This is a genomic window from Photorhabdus noenieputensis, from assembly GCF_018448935.1.
GTDB classification, from domain to species: domain Bacteria; phylum Pseudomonadota; class Gammaproteobacteria; order Enterobacterales; family Enterobacteriaceae; genus Photorhabdus; species Photorhabdus noenieputensis.
This window is the reverse complement of the sequence record NZ_RCWC01000027.1, coordinates 42,984-61,941: the sequence shown is the minus strand read 5'-3', so window position 1 is coordinate 61,941 and position 18,958 is coordinate 42,984. Positions and strand designations below refer to the sequence as shown.

General features: G+C 43.7%; 12 protein-coding genes and 1 pseudogene. 6 read left to right on the top strand and 7 right to left on the bottom strand.

What is annotated here, in order from left to right; all coding sequences use genetic code 11:
- Nucleotides 1–19 precede the first annotated feature (19 nt).
- Complete coding sequence (gene argC / locus EAE91_RS16700; protein WP_214089471.1) at nucleotides 20–1,024, bottom strand: N-acetyl-gamma-glutamyl-phosphate reductase; 1,005 nt, start codon at nucleotides 1,022–1,024, stop codon at nucleotides 20–22.
- 101 nt (nucleotides 1,025–1,125) lie between these two features.
- Here argC and argE point away from each other — a divergent pair, with 101 nt between their 5' ends.
- From argE to EAE91_RS16685, 3 genes are all read left to right on the top strand, one after another.
- A complete protein-coding gene (gene argE / locus EAE91_RS16695) occupies nucleotides 1,126–2,283 on the top strand; it encodes an acetylornithine deacetylase (protein WP_214089470.1) in 1,158 nt (385 codons plus the stop codon).
- Between the two features lie 282 nt (nucleotides 2,284–2,565).
- On the top strand, nucleotides 2,566–5,202 hold the full coding sequence (gene ppc / locus EAE91_RS16690) for a phosphoenolpyruvate carboxylase (protein WP_214089469.1): 2,637 nt from the start codon (nucleotides 2,566–2,568) through the stop codon (nucleotides 5,200–5,202).
- A gap of 299 nt (nucleotides 5,203–5,501) precedes the next feature.
- A complete protein-coding gene (locus EAE91_RS16685) occupies nucleotides 5,502–6,083 on the top strand; it encodes a YolA family protein (RefSeq protein ID WP_214089468.1) in 582 nt (193 codons plus the stop codon).
- Nucleotides 6,084–6,388: 305 nt separating this feature from the next.
- Here EAE91_RS16685 and EAE91_RS16680 read toward each other — a convergent pair whose 3' ends face one another.
- Both EAE91_RS16680 and EAE91_RS16675 read right to left on the bottom strand, forming a co-directional pair.
- On the bottom strand, nucleotides 6,389–6,784 hold the full coding sequence (locus EAE91_RS16680; RefSeq protein ID WP_214089467.1) for a type III secretion system chaperone: 396 nt from the start codon (nucleotides 6,782–6,784) through the stop codon (nucleotides 6,389–6,391).
- Nucleotides 6,785–6,786: 2 nt separating this feature from the next.
- A complete protein-coding gene (locus tag EAE91_RS16675) occupies nucleotides 6,787–7,722 on the bottom strand; it encodes a hypothetical protein (protein ID WP_244868886.1) in 936 nt (311 codons plus the stop codon).
- A 1,937-nt stretch (nucleotides 7,723–9,659) separates the two neighbouring features.
- Here EAE91_RS16675 and EAE91_RS16670 point away from each other — a divergent pair.
- A pseudogene (locus EAE91_RS16670) lies at nucleotides 9,660–10,105 on the top strand (transposase); the annotation flags it as partial.
- A gap of 483 nt (nucleotides 10,106–10,588) precedes the next feature.
- Here EAE91_RS16670 and metF read toward each other — a convergent pair.
- The 3 genes from metF to metB all read right to left on the bottom strand — a co-directional run bounded on the left by metF (nucleotide 10,589) and on the right by metB (nucleotide 15,412).
- The gene (gene metF, locus EAE91_RS16665; RefSeq protein WP_214089465.1) at nucleotides 10,589–11,473 is read right to left on the bottom strand and encodes a methylenetetrahydrofolate reductase; all 885 of its coding nucleotides are present in this window, start codon (nucleotides 11,471–11,473) and stop codon (nucleotides 10,589–10,591) included.
- A 340-nt stretch (nucleotides 11,474–11,813) separates the two neighbouring features.
- Nucleotides 11,814–14,249: a bifunctional aspartate kinase/homoserine dehydrogenase II gene (locus EAE91_RS16660; RefSeq protein ID WP_214089464.1), complete on the bottom strand. Its 2,436-nt coding sequence runs from the start codon at nucleotides 14,247–14,249 to the stop codon at nucleotides 11,814–11,816.
- A 2-nt stretch (nucleotides 14,250–14,251) separates the two neighbouring features.
- On the bottom strand, nucleotides 14,252–15,412 hold the full coding sequence (gene metB, locus EAE91_RS16655; RefSeq protein ID WP_214089463.1) for a cystathionine gamma-synthase: 1,161 nt from the start codon (nucleotides 15,410–15,412) through the stop codon (nucleotides 14,252–14,254).
- 287 nt (nucleotides 15,413–15,699) lie between these two features.
- Between metB and metJ the strand changes: the two genes are divergently transcribed.
- Complete coding sequence (gene metJ, locus EAE91_RS16650) at nucleotides 15,700–16,017, top strand: met regulon transcriptional regulator MetJ (protein WP_036780112.1); 318 nt, start codon at nucleotides 15,700–15,702, stop codon at nucleotides 16,015–16,017.
- A 127-nt stretch (nucleotides 16,018–16,144) separates the two neighbouring features.
- On the opposite strand, the gene rpmE is transcribed toward metJ, so the two are convergent.
- A complete protein-coding gene (gene rpmE / locus EAE91_RS16645) occupies nucleotides 16,145–16,360 on the bottom strand; it encodes a 50S ribosomal protein L31 (RefSeq protein ID WP_036780114.1) in 216 nt (71 codons plus the stop codon).
- Nucleotides 16,361–16,569: 209 nt separating this feature from the next.
- Here rpmE and priA point away from each other — a divergent pair, with 209 nt between their 5' ends.
- A complete protein-coding gene (priA, locus tag EAE91_RS16640) occupies nucleotides 16,570–18,768 on the top strand; it encodes a primosomal protein N' (RefSeq protein WP_214089462.1) in 2,199 nt (732 codons plus the stop codon).
- The last annotated feature ends 190 nt before the right edge of the window (nucleotides 18,769–18,958 follow it).

The following is an 18,958-nucleotide window of genomic DNA, read 5'->3' as shown; positions in this document are numbered from 1 at the left end:
TACTCCTTCATGTCAATAATTAAAGTAATGCCTGAGTTTCTTCAAACCCAAAACGTATATTCATACACTGAACCGCCTGAGCTGCCGCGCCTTTCAAAAGATTATCCTCAGTACCCACAACAATCAGGTAGTCACCCTGTACAACAAAACCGATATCACAGAACGGTAACCCAACAACGGATTTCAATGCCGGCACTCCTTTGCTGTAGAGCCTCACCAATGGCTTATCTTTGTATGCTTGCTGATAAACTTCATTTATCTGTTCTGCGGTAACACCCGGCTTCAATTTACAGGTAATTGTGGCAAGAATACCCCGTGCGAAATTGCCAAGATGCGGAGTAAAAATCACTCTGGTTCCCAGATGTTCCTCAATCTCCGGTTGATGGCGATGGGTAAATATTCCATAAGGTTGTAAACTGATTTCGCAGAAACTGTTGGTGATACTGGCTTTCCGACCTGCACCACTCACGCCGCTGGTAGCATTAATTACTGGCCAATGGCTGGTGTCTAGCAAATTATTTTCCAACAGTGGCTTCAGAGAGAGTTGAGAAACTGTTGGATAACATCCCGGTACAGCAACCAATTGAGCCTGTTTGATCTTGTCAGCCTGCCATTCGGCAAGTCCATATACTGCTTGTGATAACCATTCAGTATGCTTATGTTTGAATCCGTAGTATTGTTGATAAATCTGAGCGTTTTGTACGCGATAGGCACCAGAGAGATCGAATACCGTGCAACCTGCCGCCAAAAATAGCGGCGCAATGTCATGACTAACTTCGTGGGCGGTGGCGAGGAAAACCACATCAATCCCTTTAGCAGCATTAATAATATCAGTCATTGGTTGCAGCGGTAGATCAACAATGCCTTTATACTGTGGATGTAAGTCTGAGAAGCATTTATCTGCATCAATGCTCTGAGCAGAAACCATGAGTCTAATCAGATTCGTATACGGATGACGATGCAGATATGCTGCCAGTTCTGCTCCGGTGTAACCACTTGCACCAACAACCAGCGTATTCAACATAGGATATCTTACCTTGTGCTCAGTATTCAAACAGGACAATGTATTTTTATTCAAAAAAAATGCATGAATATTGATACTATCATGAATAAAGGCTGTCAACAGTGAATATTAAATTACCTCCATTTATTGAGCTATTTCGGCAATTAATCGCTACTCCATCTATCAGTGCCACCGATGTTAGTATTGACCAGAGTAATGAATCTCTCATCAACCTACTGGCAAGTTGGTTAAAGGAAATTGGTTTCGAGATTGAGATACAACCCGTCCCCGAAGCCCACAGAAAATACAATCTACTGGCGACGCTGGGGAGTGGCCCAGGTGGATTACTCTTATGTGGACACACTGATACTGTCCCCTTTGACGAAGGGCTCTGGACTAAAGATCCCTTCACCCTGACAGAACGAGATAACAAACTGTACGGTTTAGGTACAGCAGATATGAAAGGCTTTTTCGCCTTTATTATTGATGCATTGCGGGACATTGATGTCAGTAAAATAACCCGTCCGCTGTACATTCTGGCAACCGCAGACGAAGAGACGACAATGGCGGGAGCCCGCTATTTTGCCGCAAGTACGACTATCCGACCAGATTTCGCGATTATCGGTGAACCAACTTCATTGCATCCCATCTGCGCACATAAAGGGCATTTATCGAATGCTATCCGCATTGTTGGCCAATCCGGGCATTCCAGTGATCCAGACCGTGGTATAAACGCTATTGATTTGATGCACGAATCTATTGGTCACTTGATTGAACTACGCAATACGCTAAAAGAGCGTTATAACAACCCGGCATTTGCCATTCCATATCCAACCATGAATTTCGGCTATATTCACGGAGGTGACGCGGTAAACCGTATTTGTGCCCATTGTGAATTGCATATGGATATTCGCCCATTACCGGGACTAACATTACAGGATCTGAACGGACTGCTAAATGAAGCATTGGAACCAGTGAAGCAACGTTGGCCTGGCCGCTTAACTATCGATGAATTACATGCTCCCATTCCCGGTTATGCATGCCCAACCGATCACAAGATGATTGATGTGATAGAGAAACTGCTAGGCCGCAAGGCTGAAACGGTCAACTACTGTACCGAAGCTCCATTCATTCAGGAGTTATGCCCAACGTTAGTCCTTGGCCCAGGCTCTATTGAACAGGCACATCAACCGAATGAGTTCATTGATATGTCATTTATTGAACCCACCAGAAAGATAATTTCCCAGTTAATAGATCATTTTTGTCTAAGCAATAATTAATCTTTTTATTCGTCCCCCAGAAATCAAGGGGGACTCAAACATCATAACAAGCAATAAAAGCACCTTCCCCAAGCTTTCTGCGTATAAGTAATACTTATAGAACGTGAACTGCCATTAAATTTTAGAAATTTCGCCAAAACTGATGATTTTCTGATATGAATATGAAGGCTTAGGGTAAATGCAACACTGTGGCGACACAAAAAACAACTTTCCGTCACTTAAATGAAATTTTTCTATAGGAACAGAACCAACATTCTGCCAGCAATAAAGGCCAAGAGTCATATGAACCAACAATATTCCGCAATGCGTAGTAATGTCAGCATGCTAGGTAAGCTGCTCGGGGACACAATCAAAGAAGCGTTAGGAGAAGATATCCTCGATAAAGTCGAGACTATCCGCAAGTTATCCAAATCATCCCGCGCAGGCAATGAAATACACCGCCAGCAACTATTATCTACATTGCAAAACCTATCTAACGATGAATTATTGCCCGTTGCCCGCGCTTTCAATCAATTTCTCAACCTGACAAACGTCGCAGAACAGTATCACAGTATCTCCCCACATGGTGAAGCTGCCAGTAACCCCGTTGCGTTAGCAAAATTATTCACCCGCTTAAAAGAAAAAAATTTCAGTAACGACGATCTGAAAAAAGCGGTGAATGAGCTGTCTATTGAACTGGTTCTCACCGCTCACCCAACTGAAATCGCGCGTCGTACATTGATTCACAAACTAGTAGCAGTTAACACCTGTCTATCGCAACTCGATCACGATGATCTGGCGGATTATGAGCGTAACAACATTATGCGCCGTCTGCGTCAGTTAGTTGCCCAGTCATGGCATACCGATGAAATCCGTAAAATCCGTCCGACCCCAATTGATGAAGCTAAATGGGGGTTTGCTATGGTGGAAAACAGCTTATGGGAAGGTGTACCGGCATTCCTGCGTGAATTTAATGAACAACTGGAAGAGTCAATCGATTACAGCCTGCCGGTCGAAGCGGTGCCCATCCGCTTTACTTCCTGGATGGGCGGCGACCGCGACGGCAATCCAAATGTAACGGCAGAAGTGACTCGTCATGTATTACTGCTTAGTCGCTGGAAAGCAGCCGATCTATTCCTGAAAGATATTCAGGTTCTGGTTTCTGAACTATCCATGTCTGAATGTACACCAGAAGTTCGTAAGCTAGCAGGCGGTGATGAAATTCTGGAACCTTACCGAGAAATTGCTAAAAAATTGCGGACACAACTCAGCAATACATTGACCTATTTGGAGAAACAACTGAAAGGGGAGCAAGTTCTGCCACCAACTGATTTGCTGGTGGATAATGAACAGCTTTGGCAACCCCTTTACGCCTGTTATCAGTCACTAAAAACTTGCGGGATGGAAATCATCGCCAATGGTCAATTATTAGATATCTTACGCCGTATCCGTTGTTTTGGCCTATCGCTGGTACGCATCGACGTGCGCCAAGAAAGTACTCGCCATACAACCGCCATTTCGGAACTGACGCAATACCTGGAATTGGGTGACTACACCAGTTGGTCAGAACAAGAGAAACAGACTTTCCTACTGCATGAACTACATTCCAAACGTCCATTAATCCCACATAACTGGCAACCAAGCGCTGAAACGCAAGAAGTTTTCGCAACCTGTAAAGTCATTGCAGAGTCACCGCAAGACGCTATCGCCGCTTACGTTATCTCAATGGCTAAAGTACCTTCTGATGTATTAGCGGTTCACTTGCTACTAAAAGAAGCGGGTTGTCCGTTCACCTTACCCGTTGCCCCGCTATTCGAAACACTTGATGACCTGAATAATGCTGAAAATGTCATTCAGCAATTAATGAATATCAAATGGTATCGCGCTCTGATTCAGGACAAACAGATGGTAATGATTGGTTACTCTGATTCAGCAAAAGATGCCGGAGTGATGGCTGCTGCCTGGGCTCAATACCGAGCACAAGATGCCTTGATCAATGTTTGTGAGAAAGAAGGCGTTATGTTGACCTTGTTCCACGGTCGCGGCGGTACTATCGGCCGTGGCGGTGCACCAGCACATGCAGCGCTGCTTTCTCAACCACCGGGAAGCCTGAAAGGTGGCCTACGTGTGACTGAACAGGGTGAAATGATCCGCTTTAAATTCGGTCTGCCACAGGTCACTATCAGTAGCTTAGCCTTGTATGCCAGTGCAATTCTAGAAGCAAACCTACTACCACCACCGGAGCCTAAACTAGAATGGCATCAGGTGATGGATACCTTGTCTGATGTTTCCTGCAAGATGTATCGAGATTATGTGCGTGAACAACCTGATTTTGTGCCCTATTTCCGTGCTGCAACACCAGAACAAGAATTAGCTAAACTGCCTTTAGGTTCTCGTCCAGCCAAACGTCATCCGGCGGGTGGTGTGGAAAGTTTACGCGCTATCCCGTGGATTTTCGCCTGGACACAGAATCGCCTGATGTTGCCAGCCTGGTTAGGTGCAGGTGCTGCGCTACAAAAAGTGGTGAATGATGGGAAACAGGATGTACTGGCAGAAATGTGCCGTGATTGGCCTTTCTTTACCACTCGCATTGGTATGTTGGAAATGGTCTTCGCTAAAGCCGACTTGTGGCTAGCGGAATATTATGATCATCGTCTGGTAGACAAAAACTTATGGCCGTTAGGCCAGAAACTACGTGAACAACTCTCTGCGGATATTAAAACGGTATTAACCATTTCCAAAGATGAACACCTGATGGCAGATCTACCGTGGATTGCAGAATCAATCGCCCTGCGTAATGTTTACACTGATCCATTAAACGTCTTACAGGCAGAACTATTACTGCGTTCCCGTCAGCAGCAACATCCAGATCCTCAGGTTGAACAAGCGTTAATGGTAACCATCGCCGGTATCGCAGCAGGAATGCGAAATACAGGTTAATAGTAGGAATCTTCGCGCAACGGTAGTGACACTATTGAGCACAGTACCAGTATATTTTGTCTCCAGACAACCCCATACAAAATGTGCTCAATAGATAACTAAAAAGAAGTCATTTCTCACCAGACGAAGCGTACTTGAAGAAAAATTTCTTATTATTTATCCCCTTTTTCCGCAGTAAAATAAGCATGGAAGCAATAACCCCCGCAAAAATTTCGATCATTACATAAATAAAATTTAATAATGTGATTTTTGTCCACTTCCCTAGAATTGTGCTTTTCCATTTCTAAGAGGATTCAGTCGTGAAGAAAAATAAACTTGCCATGTTGTTATCTCTTGCTTCTTTATTTGGCGTTAATACCTATGCCCAAACAGAGCAACCGAAGGAGGTCCCTGCTGCTCAAAATGCCCTGGCGGCACAATCCCAGCTACTTCCTAACCCAGAAAGCCCTATCCGGGCCGAAGAAGAGAAAAAACTCGATGTTAAATCTGAGGTGGCTTACGTCGCCGCACCTCCGCTAACCAATATGTGGGTCTATGCCGTTGGCTCCACGAATTGCGGATGGGAGTACACTTCCAACTTGCCAGTGACAAACTGCAATCACGGAGGATACCAGCTCCGCGCCGCCGTTCTGGAAATTGGCTACGGGTACAACTCCTTTACCTGGATGAACGGCAGTATACTGCCATACTCGCTGTACTCTTCTACACCAGTTTGCATTACAAACGGGCACTACAATTGGCCATGTGCTGCGGGCCAACTTGTGGTTGGCTTCCTTAAGGAATACAGCCTCGATGGCTACCAGAACGGTATCTTCAGCTACCAGAACACTTCCGCTAACTGGCCTCGAAATACCATGTCAACGCAGATCAGCATTCTTTGACCTGCTGAAACCCATTTAAGAGTCTATTAAGAGGGGCGGGAAACCGCCCTTGTTCATTTTTACGCACAGGTATCGACGCCAATGGTTTAACCTCGTAATTAAGCAATTATATAAAATTAACTTAAAAGTTTACTCCAGTGAATTTCTCACAAATTACTTCCGTTAGGTTCCCCCTGTAGGAACGCCTGTACTTAGTAATAAAGTCATTAATCCACAAATGGTATAACGAATGCGCAAAATAATATCGCTCGTGGCTTGCAATAATACACTTGATTAATCCCTTAAAGCCTCTTAAGGTTTTTCGCCTAAACTTTGTGCCACGAACTCCCTTGGATACTAAACGGCGGCCATTCTTGATTTTCAGTGATAAGGGCCGTAGCCATAAGGTCCCTGGCTTGCTGTAACATCCGCTCGACCAAGTTGGTCAACAGCTCAGCATCCAGCCTCTCCAACCATTCACGGCTCCAGAGCAGAGTTTCGCCCTCACCACTACGGCTCAGTTGCAATGACGGCCAATCGGCCAATGTAGCCAACGAACAAGGTTCGATATCACCTAGCGGAATAAACAAAGTTACCAACTCATCGCGTTGGCGGATATGCAGACTAAAAGGGCCAAGAGGTAGATCGAGCCCTTCCGAGTGCAGAGACTCTTCGGTCAGCCCAAGGCGTCGGCACAGCTCCGATAATAAGGCATTGAACATGGTTACTCTTTATGGTTGTCAAACACAGATTCAGTCGGCGGCCACAGGTTAGCGATCGGAGGATTATTCGGCGTGCCTTGCAGTTTACCACCTATGGTCGCAGCCCAAGGATCGATGACATGTGCTTGGGGACCCCAAGTTTCGGGTTTGCTAAGTTCACTATTGGGATCGCGCCCGATCACCACGAAGCAGTGAGTCTGGGTATGCCCCTTGGAGCCACGATGAGCGACTACCTCAATGCGCTGCTGGTCACCTTGATTGTGCTTCATCAGTTCGGCTGCCGCAGAATAGGCCAAAGTGGTGCAGCAACCAGCCTGGGCTTGGGCGACACGGGCGGCGATAGATTGCAGTTGGTTGAGACTAACGTTTCCTTGCCTAGCGGCGATAGCCGCCATGTTAGACATCATGTTGGCTTGGTTGTTACCTCTCAGACGATCCGGGTTGTCATTGAATGACTTCAATCTCTCCATGATTTGCTGATAATGAGGATTCTGCTTGCTAACGAAAGTGCCAGCATCAGTGCATGCGTAAGTTCCCATCTTCTGTAAAGCTGGCATAGCCTGCTGCAACATGGCTTGGGGACCGGTCGTCATCACCTTTGGCTGGAAAGTGCGCACCATAGCGCCTTGTTCTGCCAGAGCCTGTTTAAGCTCGGCAAGGCGGGTGCTGCGAGCCGTCACCTCTTTAGGGTGGTGGTTCTCCCAATGCTGGATGGCATCTTGCACCCGTTGGGCTTGCGCGCTGTTGGGAGCACTCTGCAACTGGCGCAATTCAGCGATCAAGTGCTTGAGATCCGAGCTCTGGAAGTGCAACGGGCCACGTCGGACAGACTGTTCAAACAAGCGGTTACCCTGTTCAAGTAGGGGAGAAGATACGGTGTGCTGAGGAGCTTGCGTTTGGCTAAGTGGCACATGACCACTGATGGATGAAATTGGCATAACCTTTTCCAACATAAATTGAATTAATTAAGGGCATCTTAGTATTTTTCTTGCCCTGCTTATGTAAAAAAGTGACCCGATTTTTATCTGTTTTAGGTGTCAGAAAATTTCCGTTACCGGCTCAATACTCAAACTTTATTACTCAAATCTCTCGCATGACAATAATGATGGTTCAGAATTTTCAGGCATTCACAACCGCTTTGAATGACGCTTCTGCCCCCAATGCTGCTTTACAAAACACAATAAATGCTGCGCGCAAGGTGAAACGTGTTTGAAGAAAACTTTTTTATCCAAATTATTAAGAACGTACCCAACACAAACTACATTATCAGAAAAAATAAAAATCCATATCTACATTGAATCGATATCCATATATACCCTATGGATTTCAAGATGCATCGCGACGGCAAGGGAGTGAATCCCCGGGAGCATAGATAACTATGTGACTGGGGTGAGCGAATGCAGCCAACAAAGAGGCAACTTGAAAGATGACGGGTATAGCTATTTGGCACGAAATGGACAAGAATATTTTACAATATATGTGTAGAATATAGGGCGTATACAGTGTTAGCTATATACTTTAAAAGACGTATGAACGGGATAGCGGAAGCTAGGCGTCTCACCCAACCAATGGTTACCAGCCCAAGAGCGGTTATAAAGAGTTCCCAGTTAGATTTCTTAGTTATAAAATCAAAAGCCTCTCATTCATTGTGAGGTTTTTTGCTTTATAAATTTTCTAACCTGAATATTGTGGGCAATAACAAAAAAATTTATTTTTTTCTTCTGAGGCTGAATCGTACCGTGATCGTTATCTCTGACGTAAGCGCTTTCTACAAATAATCGCAATTTCCCTCGACTTTCTCGTGACACTTTGAAATAGATTTCATAGTCTACAGTTTCTCCATTGTCATTAGTGAGTTCAATAGTAAAAAAATTCCCTTTCCCTGTCTTGTAACAAATTCTTGAGCTTATCGTTTTTACTATATCTGGAAGGCAGAAAGACATAGCGTATCGTTTAAAACAAAAAACACGTGTTTTTCTAGAATCTGAGTAATAGAGATCTCTGGGATAATTAGAAAGAGTTTCACCCTTGCGCTTATTAGGCTTCAGTGTAAAACAGTGTAGGCCAAACTCAATAATGAATTTATAGCTATTCTTCGGCTTAATACCTTCTCTTTCTTGAATGTAAGTGAATTCGAATTCATCAAGATGATTAAGTCTATATTCTTGACCATTAAAAATAAAACCACTCCAGTTTTTAATAATTTCCTCCCTGAATTATGACATAAAAGTAATAATAACCATGTATTCAGAAAAATAGATATAAAGATTTTCACGCTAAATCGTCTTACAACTCTCATCACATTTAGACAATAATTAATAGTTATTCCACACTTAAATGCTCTCAATCACTAATTCAATTAATCAGATTAAGTAACTTAAACAATGATATATAAATACTCTTAGTGAGAACACAATTAGATCTAGCCAATGGCTATTATACAAAATAGTTATTTCCCGCAACACTCTTCATAAACAACCTTTAATTTACAATCAGGAACAAGACAAAAATACATGTACGGGAAACCTAAAATTTCTTTTTAGTTTAATCATTAATAATGATCGTTTCAGGTACGATATCGAAATGATCAATTTATACCAAACCTTAAACTAAGCTCCCAAAAGACTCACTCCAGACCAATCAGAATCATCACAAGAAATATTACCTCTTTGTGTTACACGCTTTAGCATAATGTCTAAAAATAAGTAAATAAGTAAATAAGTAAATAAGTAAATAAGTAAATAAGTAAATAAGTAAATAAGTAAATAAGTAAATAAGTAAATAAAAACCAGAAACCATATAAATTAAAATTAAATAATATGGAAATCTCAAGTTAATTTAAAAACTTACCTTCTATAAATATCTCATAAAATGACTCAATCTCTCTCTGACACAAAATGCCCTCTACCGTTACTTTGCTCTGGCGGGGATTGTCTGGCACAGAGCGGCACCCACGGTAAAACAGATCCTGAATATGATGAGAAAATGGCAAAGATCGCAGAAGCCAAAACGAATGTTTCAGAAAAACATCCCGTTTTCTATGAAGATGAGGTGGATATTGATTTAAACCCGAAAATCGGCGCGGACTGGTGTTTCAAAGGACGACAAAAACGGGTTATCACCCCGGGAAAAAACGAAAAACATTTTCTTGCGGGCTGCCTCAATGCCCAGACAGAACAAACTACCTATGTTAAAGGAATAAAAAATAACTCTGATTTATTTATCAAAATGTTAGATGAACTGAATCATCAATATCCCCATGCAAAAACCCTCATATTAATCTTAGATAACGATTGTATTCATAAAAGTCATAAGGTAAAGCCACAAACATACTTCTTTACGTTGGAGTGTTAAAAAAATGATATGGGCGGCGGCAAGGGAGCGAATCCCCGGGAGCATAGAGAACTATGTGACCGGGGTGAGTAAGTGCAGCCAACAAAGAAGCAACTTGAAAGATGACGGGTATATACGAGATGATAAGCCTGACAACTACACTTAATTATCTTGGTGATTTCGTCTTCTACATAAGAAAACTAAGAAAGTGATAATTATGTAAAAAATATTATGCAAGCATTATAACTAGCGTAGTTATTCACTATGATTTATCTTTATTAATTTAATTAATAACAGCGTCGTATTTATTACTATTCTAATTTCTCCACGCTTTCAATTCTATAAAGATAAATATCAAAAATATATTAACTTTAATGATCCAGCGAGATAGTAAAAATTTAAGCTTTATAAAAACGCAACAGATAAAAAAACACGCTCTTACTAAGAAATTCCCTTAGTAAGAGCCAACGATTAAGGACGAACACCCAAAGTATGACAAATTGCATAACTCAGTTCCGCGCGATTCAAGGTATAAAAATGAAAATCCTTCACACCTTCTCGGCTTAAAATCTTCACCATATCCATTGCAATAGAAGCACCAACCAAATTAGCGCTTTCAGGATCATCATCCAACCCATCAAACATTCTGGTCATCCAGCTAGGAATACGCACATTGGTCATTGCAGCAAAACGTTTAAGCTGACGGAAATTGGATACCGGCAGAATTCCCGGTACAATTTCTACATCAATCCCGGCAGCCACACAGCGGTCACGAAAACGCAGATAACTTTCCACATCAAAGAAGAATTGGGTAATAGCACGGTTCGCACCCGCATCAATTTTTCGTTTCAGACTAATCAGATCAGCCTGAGAACTTTTTGCTTCTGGATGAACTTCAGGGTAAGCCGCAACGGAAATATCAAAATCAGCTTCTTTCTTAAGTAATTCAACCAGATCAGACCCATACATTTTGGGTTTTTCACTGTTTTCCGGTAAATCACCCCGTAAAGCCACAATATGGCGAATACCATTTTTCCAATAATCACGGGCAATTTCGCACAATTCATCACGGCTGGCATCAATACAGGTAAGGTGCGGAGCCGCTTCAAGGCCAGTTTGCTCTTTTATTCCCTTGATTATGCTATGGGTACGATCACGCTCGCCAGAGTTAGCACCATAAGTAACGGAAACAAATTTAGGCTTGAGGGTGCTCAGGCGATTAATAGATTTCCACAGGGTTTTTTCCATCTCGGCTGTACGCGGTGGAAAGAATTCAAATGAAACACGGATCTGCCCTTCCAGTTCAGCCAGATTCTGATTCAGCGCCTCTCGCTGATTTGCGTGAAAAAAACTCATACCCTGCACCTCGTTAACAAGCGGAATAATTTCCTATATCAATAATTTGCCAGTTACTCTTTTTTACACTTCTAAACACCTATACGTTTAGACGTCTAAATAAGATGAGGGATCGGTATTTTTTAGTCAACAACAAAATTGAGTTAAATCGGTGAGGAATATTCACCCTGAATCGGAAAAAAATTCATCAAGCAATCTTTGGCTTTGTTTATATCGGCTTAGCAGATCGATGCCTAAAGCAGCAATGAGGAAAGATGCCCTGTTCAGGACATCCACCCTCTCGCTGCCTCAAATATCAAGCGAAGGAAATCATATTTGATTAATCAGTGAAGGTTAGAAATTAAAGCAGTTGTGACAAACGGTTAAGATCCGACTGAATTGCTCCTGCTGTTACATCACGACCCGCCCCCGGCCCACGGATCACTAACGGATTATCACGATACCAACGACTCTCAATCGCAAACACATTGTCACACGGCAGCAAGGAAGCCAATGGGTGATCAGGACGTACCGCCTCAACACCCACTTTTGCCTTACCATTCGCATTAAAACGAGCAACATAGCGCAGCACCATGCCCATTTCCTGCGCCGCAGCTAATCTCTGCACCATTTGCTCATTGATCGCAGCGCTATTATCAAAGAACTGCTCAATAGAGCCTGATGCTGCTTCTTTCGGGACCAGTGATTCAACGCGCACCTGCTCTGGCTCAATCTCATACCCGGCTTCACGAGCAAGGATAATCAATTTACGCATCACATCCTGACCAGACAGATCAATACGCGGATCAGGTTCTGTCAATCCCTGCTGCCACGCCTGTTCGACTAGATCACTGAATGGCACTGAACCATCAAATTGCAGAAACAGCCAAGATAATGTACCGGAGAAAATGCCGCTAATAGACAAAATGGTATCACCACTCTCCCGTAAGTCCCTCACGGTATGATTGATAGGTAAGCCAGCGCCAACTGTTGCATTGTAAAACCAATGGCGACCTGTTTTAGCAAATGCGTCGCGAATGAGCCGATAGTCGCTGCTACTGGAAGCACCCGCAATTTTATTGGCACTGATAACATGGAAACCATAGCTGGCGAAATCTCTGTAACATCGAGCGAGTTCTTCACTAGCGGTCACATCCAAGATCACCAGATCGTCATAAGGGTGCGCCCGCATCCACAGAAATAATGCATCAACATCATATTCTGTCGCTTCATCATCAAAAAAAGCTAATGCTCGACTAGCATCAATCCCTTGATAGTCAAGTAAGCTCCGATGACTATCCACCACACCCGCTAGAATAAATTCAAAATCACTGCGAGCCGAAATATTTTTCTGCTCACGAGCGAATAGCTCCAACCAACGGGAGCCGATATTTCCTTTACCAAACAAAATCAGACCAATCCGCTTTTCAGCACGGAACAAACTCTGATGCAGCCCCTGAATCACATGTTCAGTCTGATTGGTCCTCAACACAGCGACAAGGCTAATGCCATCCTCCGCATGCCAGATAAACTCTACCGGCTGATCTTTAAGTTGCTGATAAAAACGGTGGCAATGTAATGGATTCTTACATACACCGGCCCCAACCAGCGCCACCAACGCCAGACCTTCTCTCAGGGAAAGTCTCCCCGGAAGCGCCGCATCTTCTAGTACACTCAGTGCACTATTCACCACTTCGGAAGTGTAACAGAGTTGAATCAAATTACAGTCTGGATGGATACCTGTTGCCAACGGGCGAATTTGTTCCCGTTTTAACAACAGATCAAGGTCTTTGTATATCTGTTTAAAATCATGATGAGCGGCTACATGCAACTCAATCAGGCAAACATCATCATGGCTAGTAACAATCTTTGCACCCGTCCCAGAAGCCAAAACCCTTTCAATACGAGTTGATCCCTGCTCCGGCTGGTAGCTGCAACGCAACAGCAAATCAATATCACTGATGGAAACAGGTTGTAAGGTGCGGGCATGCAGCACAGGTGCAGCAAGACGAGCAAGCTCGCTTGCTTCATCCAAACGTAATAGCGGTAACAAGCAGGCATCTTTAACTTTTCTCGGATCAGCACTGTACACACCAGCAACATCACTCCAGATGGTTACCCGTCTCGCCCCTGCCAAAGCTCCGACTTGAGTTGCAGAATAATCACTGCCATTCCGCCCCAATAAAACCGTTTCTCCATCATGATTACTGGAAATAAAACCGGTCACAACCAGTCTCTTATTTGGGTTTTGCGTTATTAATTGATTTAGTAATGGTTGAGAAAGTGCAACATCAATTTGCGGTTGAGCCGCTCGCTCGGCGCGTAAAAACTGGCGAGCATCCACCCAGTCACTAGGAATACCCTGAGCTTCAAGCACGGCTGACATCAAACGCGCGGACCAGATCTCTCCGTGCCCCACCACTTCTGCATAAGTCACATCACTAACCGGTTTATCCAGTAATGCACTTAGCTTTTCAAGATCAGCAATAAAACGCTTTACCAGCTCTTCAGCAACAGTTTCAGGTAGCAAACCTCTAATCAGATCCTGCTGATAACGCCGCAGAACCTGCTGTACCTGATGGGCAGAGATACGGTCGTTCTGGCTCAGCTTAAGCCAATTAATTAACTGGTTAGTCGTGCTGCCCGCTGCGGATACCACCATTAAATCACCGGGTTGGCTGTAATTAGCCATAATCTTGGCTACCCGTTGATAGCATTTCACATCCGCAAGACTGCTTCCACCAAACTTATGTAATTGGCGGCCATTTTCCGCCGTTGCAACTGCCAGTGCACTCATGGTCACTCCTTTACTACTGCTTGAAATGCATTTTCCAAATCAGCGATTAAATCCTGACTATCTTCAATACCCACAGAAACACGTAATAGTGAATCCGTAATCCCCGCTTCCGCCCTTGCCTGTGCTGACATTCCAGCGTGAGTCATCGTAGCCGTATGGGAAATTAAGGTTTCCACCCCGCCCAATGATTCCGCCAAAGTAAATAACTTTAACTCAGACAGGAAACAGCGTATCGCCTGCTCATTACCATCTAATTCAAAGCTTATCATTGCGCCAAAACCAAATTGTTGTTTACAAGCAATTTCATGCCCTGGATGATCTTTCAAAGCCGGGTAAAAAAGTTTTTTCACTAACGGTTGATGTTGAAGATAATCGACAATCTCCAATGCATTCTTTTGCTGTAACAAGACCCGTGGCGATAAAGTACGCATGCCACGCAATAACAGGTAACTATCAAACGCGGCACCGGTTACACCAATATTATTCGCCCACCAAGCGAGTTCCGTTGCAACCTCTTCATCCTTTGCAATAATGGCTCCGGCAATCACATCAGAATGTCCGTTAAGATATTTAGTACAGGAATGCACAACCAGATCTGCCCCTAACTCCAGAGGCTTCTGTAATACAGGGCTCAGGAAAGTGTTATCAACAACAACTGTCGCACCTACCTCATGGGAAAGCTGGCATATATAGGCAATATCGACAATACGTAATAAAGGATTACTGGGCGTTTCAATCAATACCAACTTTGGTTTTTTGGACAATACTTGCTTTAATGCCTGTTCATCACTCTGATCGACAAAAGCCACTTCATAAGCACCGCGTTGACTCAAGCTATCAAACAAGCGGTAGCTACCGCCATAACAGTCATGAGGAGCAACCAATAGATCGCCGGGCTTTAGGAAAACCGTGCATAACAGGTGAATGGCTGACATTCCACTGCTGGTCATGATAGCACCCGCGCCCCCCTCCAACTCAGCTAACGCCCGTTGCACCATATCACGGCCTGGATTACTCCTGCGGGAATAATCATGCGTCCTTGGCTGATTAAAATCAGTAAAATTATATGTGCTGGAAAGATAAATAGGCGGAACAACACAGCCGTACTGTTCATCAGTATTCAGCCCATTGCGAACTGCTATTGTTGCCGGTTTGCGTGTCATATCAGCTACCACTGTCTGTTATAAATTAAGTCAGGGAAGAATATCCGCTACCACAATAGACGTCAACACATCTAGACATCTAAACCTCTTTACGGTTAGATTAAGCAATGGGATAATTATTCATCATAACTAATGCTGCTTTATCTATTAATAGCCATTAGTTTATCGCATATACTATAACTGTATAATTGATAAGGAAATCACGATAAAATGGCAATATGCCACAACGAAAGCTAGTACTATTAGCTGGCTTAATTTTATGATTTCACGACTATTTAAGGTACCCCATGGCTGAGTGGAACGGTGAATATGTCAGCCCTTATGCTGAACATGGCAAAAAAAGCGAACAGGTGAAGAAAATCACAGTTTCAATTCCTTTGAAAGTGTTGAGGATCCTTACTGACGAACGCACCCGTCGCCAGGTAAACAACCTGCGTCACGCGACCAACAGTGAATTGCTGTGTGAAGCATTCCTGCACGCATTTACTGGGCAACCACTGCCCGATGATGCTGATTTACGCAAAGAGCGTAATGATGAAATCCCAGAGGCTGCCAAAAAGATCATGCGGGAATTAGGTATTGATCCTGATACCTGGGAATATTGATAGTAGCGCAAAAAACTCCTGTAGAAATTCAGGGATTTTTTATATGGCTAAAATGCAAACGCCCGATGCAAAACACCGGGCGTTAGTACCAGTTGGCCTGTTATTATAGACAGGCGCAATTCTGCAATTACTTGCTGACACCTGGAACGTTGAAACGTTTCTTGAAGCGATCAACACGACCACCTGTAGCAACATCACGTTGTTTACCCGTATAGAATGGGTGACATTGGCCGCATACGTCCAAGTTCAGAGCGTGACCAACGGTAGATCTGATTTGCATTACATTACCGCAAGAGCAGGTTGCAGTAACTTCTTCATATTTAGGATGAATACCTTTTTTCATGGGATAACCTCTGTTAAGGCCGTGTCGCTATCCAGCCCTGTTGCCGCCAGACACCACACGTCGTGTTGATAAAATGAGTTTGGTATCTTCCATACCAAAGGCGGCGGATCATACAGAAAATCTGTCTATCTCGCAATGAAATCCGTATATTGTCTATGATACCCTATAGCCAATTTTTGCTTTATTTATTGATCGTTCGGAATAATTTTATGGTTGTCGTTCAGGTTGCTCTGCCTGTCCCCCTTACCCGCTCTTTTGACTATCTGTTGCCCACAGAGAGTCAATTACCTATTGCAGGGATGCGGGTAACTGTCCCTTTTGGCAAACGTAAAGCTACTGGTATCGTTACCGGGATAGCTGACAACAGTGATATTCCAGCAGAACAACTGAAAACCATAGAATCTATTCTCGATACTCACTCCTTATTTTCAGAAAATCTTTGGCAGCTATTACTCTGGGCATCCAGTTATTACCATTACCCCATCGGTGAAGTCCTGTTCCATGCATTGCCGGTACTACTTCGTCAGGGAAAACCCGCGGAATCAACCCCACTATGGCAATGGCAAATTACTCCAGCAGGCGCTGAACTATCGCTGGCTCAACTGAAACGCTCACCAAAGCAGCAACAGGTACTGGCAACCCTACGCAGTAAAGCAATATATCGCCACCAGATTACAGAGCTGGAACTAAGCGAAAGTGCTTTCCAGTCGCTCAAAAAGAAGTCACTTATCGATTTATACCCTGTACAACCTGAATCTGAGAACTGGCGAAATCACTTCCAAATCACCGGCGAACGCCTGAAATTGAATACCGAACAAGCCACCGCGGTCGGTGCTATCCGTGCAGAAGACCAGCAATTTTCTCCCTGGTTACTGGCGGGCATCACCGGTTCAGGTAAAACAGAAGTTTATCTCAGTGTGCTGGAGAATATTTTGGCACAAGGTAAACAAGCCCTGATACTTGTACCGGAAATTGGCCTGACACCACAAACCATCCGTCGTTTCCGTGAACGTTTCAACGCACCGGTTGATGTTCTTCATTCAGCCCTGAATGACAGTGAACGCCTTGCTGTATGGCTACGGGCGAAACAGGGTGAGAACGCAATTGTCATCGGTACACGCTCAGCCCTATTTACCCCTTTTGCCCGCCTTGGCATTATCATCATTGATGAAGAACACGACAGTTCTTATAAGCAACAGGAGGGCTGGCGTTATCATGCCCGTGATCTAGCGGTATTCAGAGCAAAAAAAGAGAATATCCCGGTGATCATGGGTTCTGCAACTCCGGCACTGGAAACACTTTACAATGTGCAACAAGGCAAATACCGCCCGCTAACATTATCCAAACGGGCAGGCCATGCTCAACCAGCGACTCAACATCTGTTGGACTTAAAAGGTTTACCACTCAAAGTCGGGTTATCTCAACCACTAATAAAGCGTATTGAAGAACATCTACAAGCTAATAATCAGGTCATACTTTTCCTTAACCGCCGAGGTTACTCACCAGCCCTACTCTGCCATGAATGTGGCTGGATTGCAGAATGCCAACGCTGTGACCATTATTACACTCTGCATCAATACCATCGTCAGTTACGTTGCCATTATTGTGACAGCCAGCGCCCCGTACCCCGCCAGTGCCCGCAATGCGGTTCTACCCATCTTCAACCTATTGGCCTTGGCACAGAACAGCTTGAAGATGGTATTTCAACCCTATTTCCTGATGTTCCTATTACCCGCATTGACAGAGACACCACCAGCCGCAAAGGAACACTGGAACAACAACTCGCTGACATTCACACCGGAAATGCCCGCATATTGATTGGCACCCAAATGCTGGCAAAAGGTCACCATTTTCCTGATGTCACTCTAGTCGCTTTACTCGATGTTGATGGTGCCCTGTTTTCAGCGGACTTTCGGGCAGCGGAACGTTTCGCACAACTTTATACACAGGTTTCTGGTCGGGCTGGTCGAGCAGGTAAACGGGGAGAAGTGGTTCTCCAAACTCATCATCCTGACCATCCATTACTGCAAATTTTGCTCAATAAAGGCTACGATGCTTTTGCTATTCAAGCTATGGATGAACGCAAGAGTGTGTTTTTACCACCATTTACCAGTCATATTATTTTGCGGTCAGAAGATCACGATAATCAGCAAGCACCCACTTTTTTACAACAATTGCGCCTACTTTTTGAACACCATCCTTTGAGGGATGATAACTTATGGATCATGGGCCCAGTTCCTGCATTACAATCAAAAAGAGGTGGTCGTTATCGTTGGCAACTATTGATTCAACATCCATCTAGAATTTTTTTACAAAAAATCATGGCGATGATTTATCCCCAAATAACAACTTTGCCACAAATCCGAAAAGTGAAGTGGAATATTGATGTTGATCCAATAGACAGTTAGCGATTAATTGCCTCTATTTTAAAACACATAACCTGAGCAGATTAAACATACGCTTATTTACTATTTAAAAAAATCACACCTGACAATCAGTAATCAATGAAAAATTATTCACTAATTTGCGAGCCATATCGAATAAATGATTTATATCACACTTTTTTACAAACTAAGGAATAAACGAATTTGCCAAACT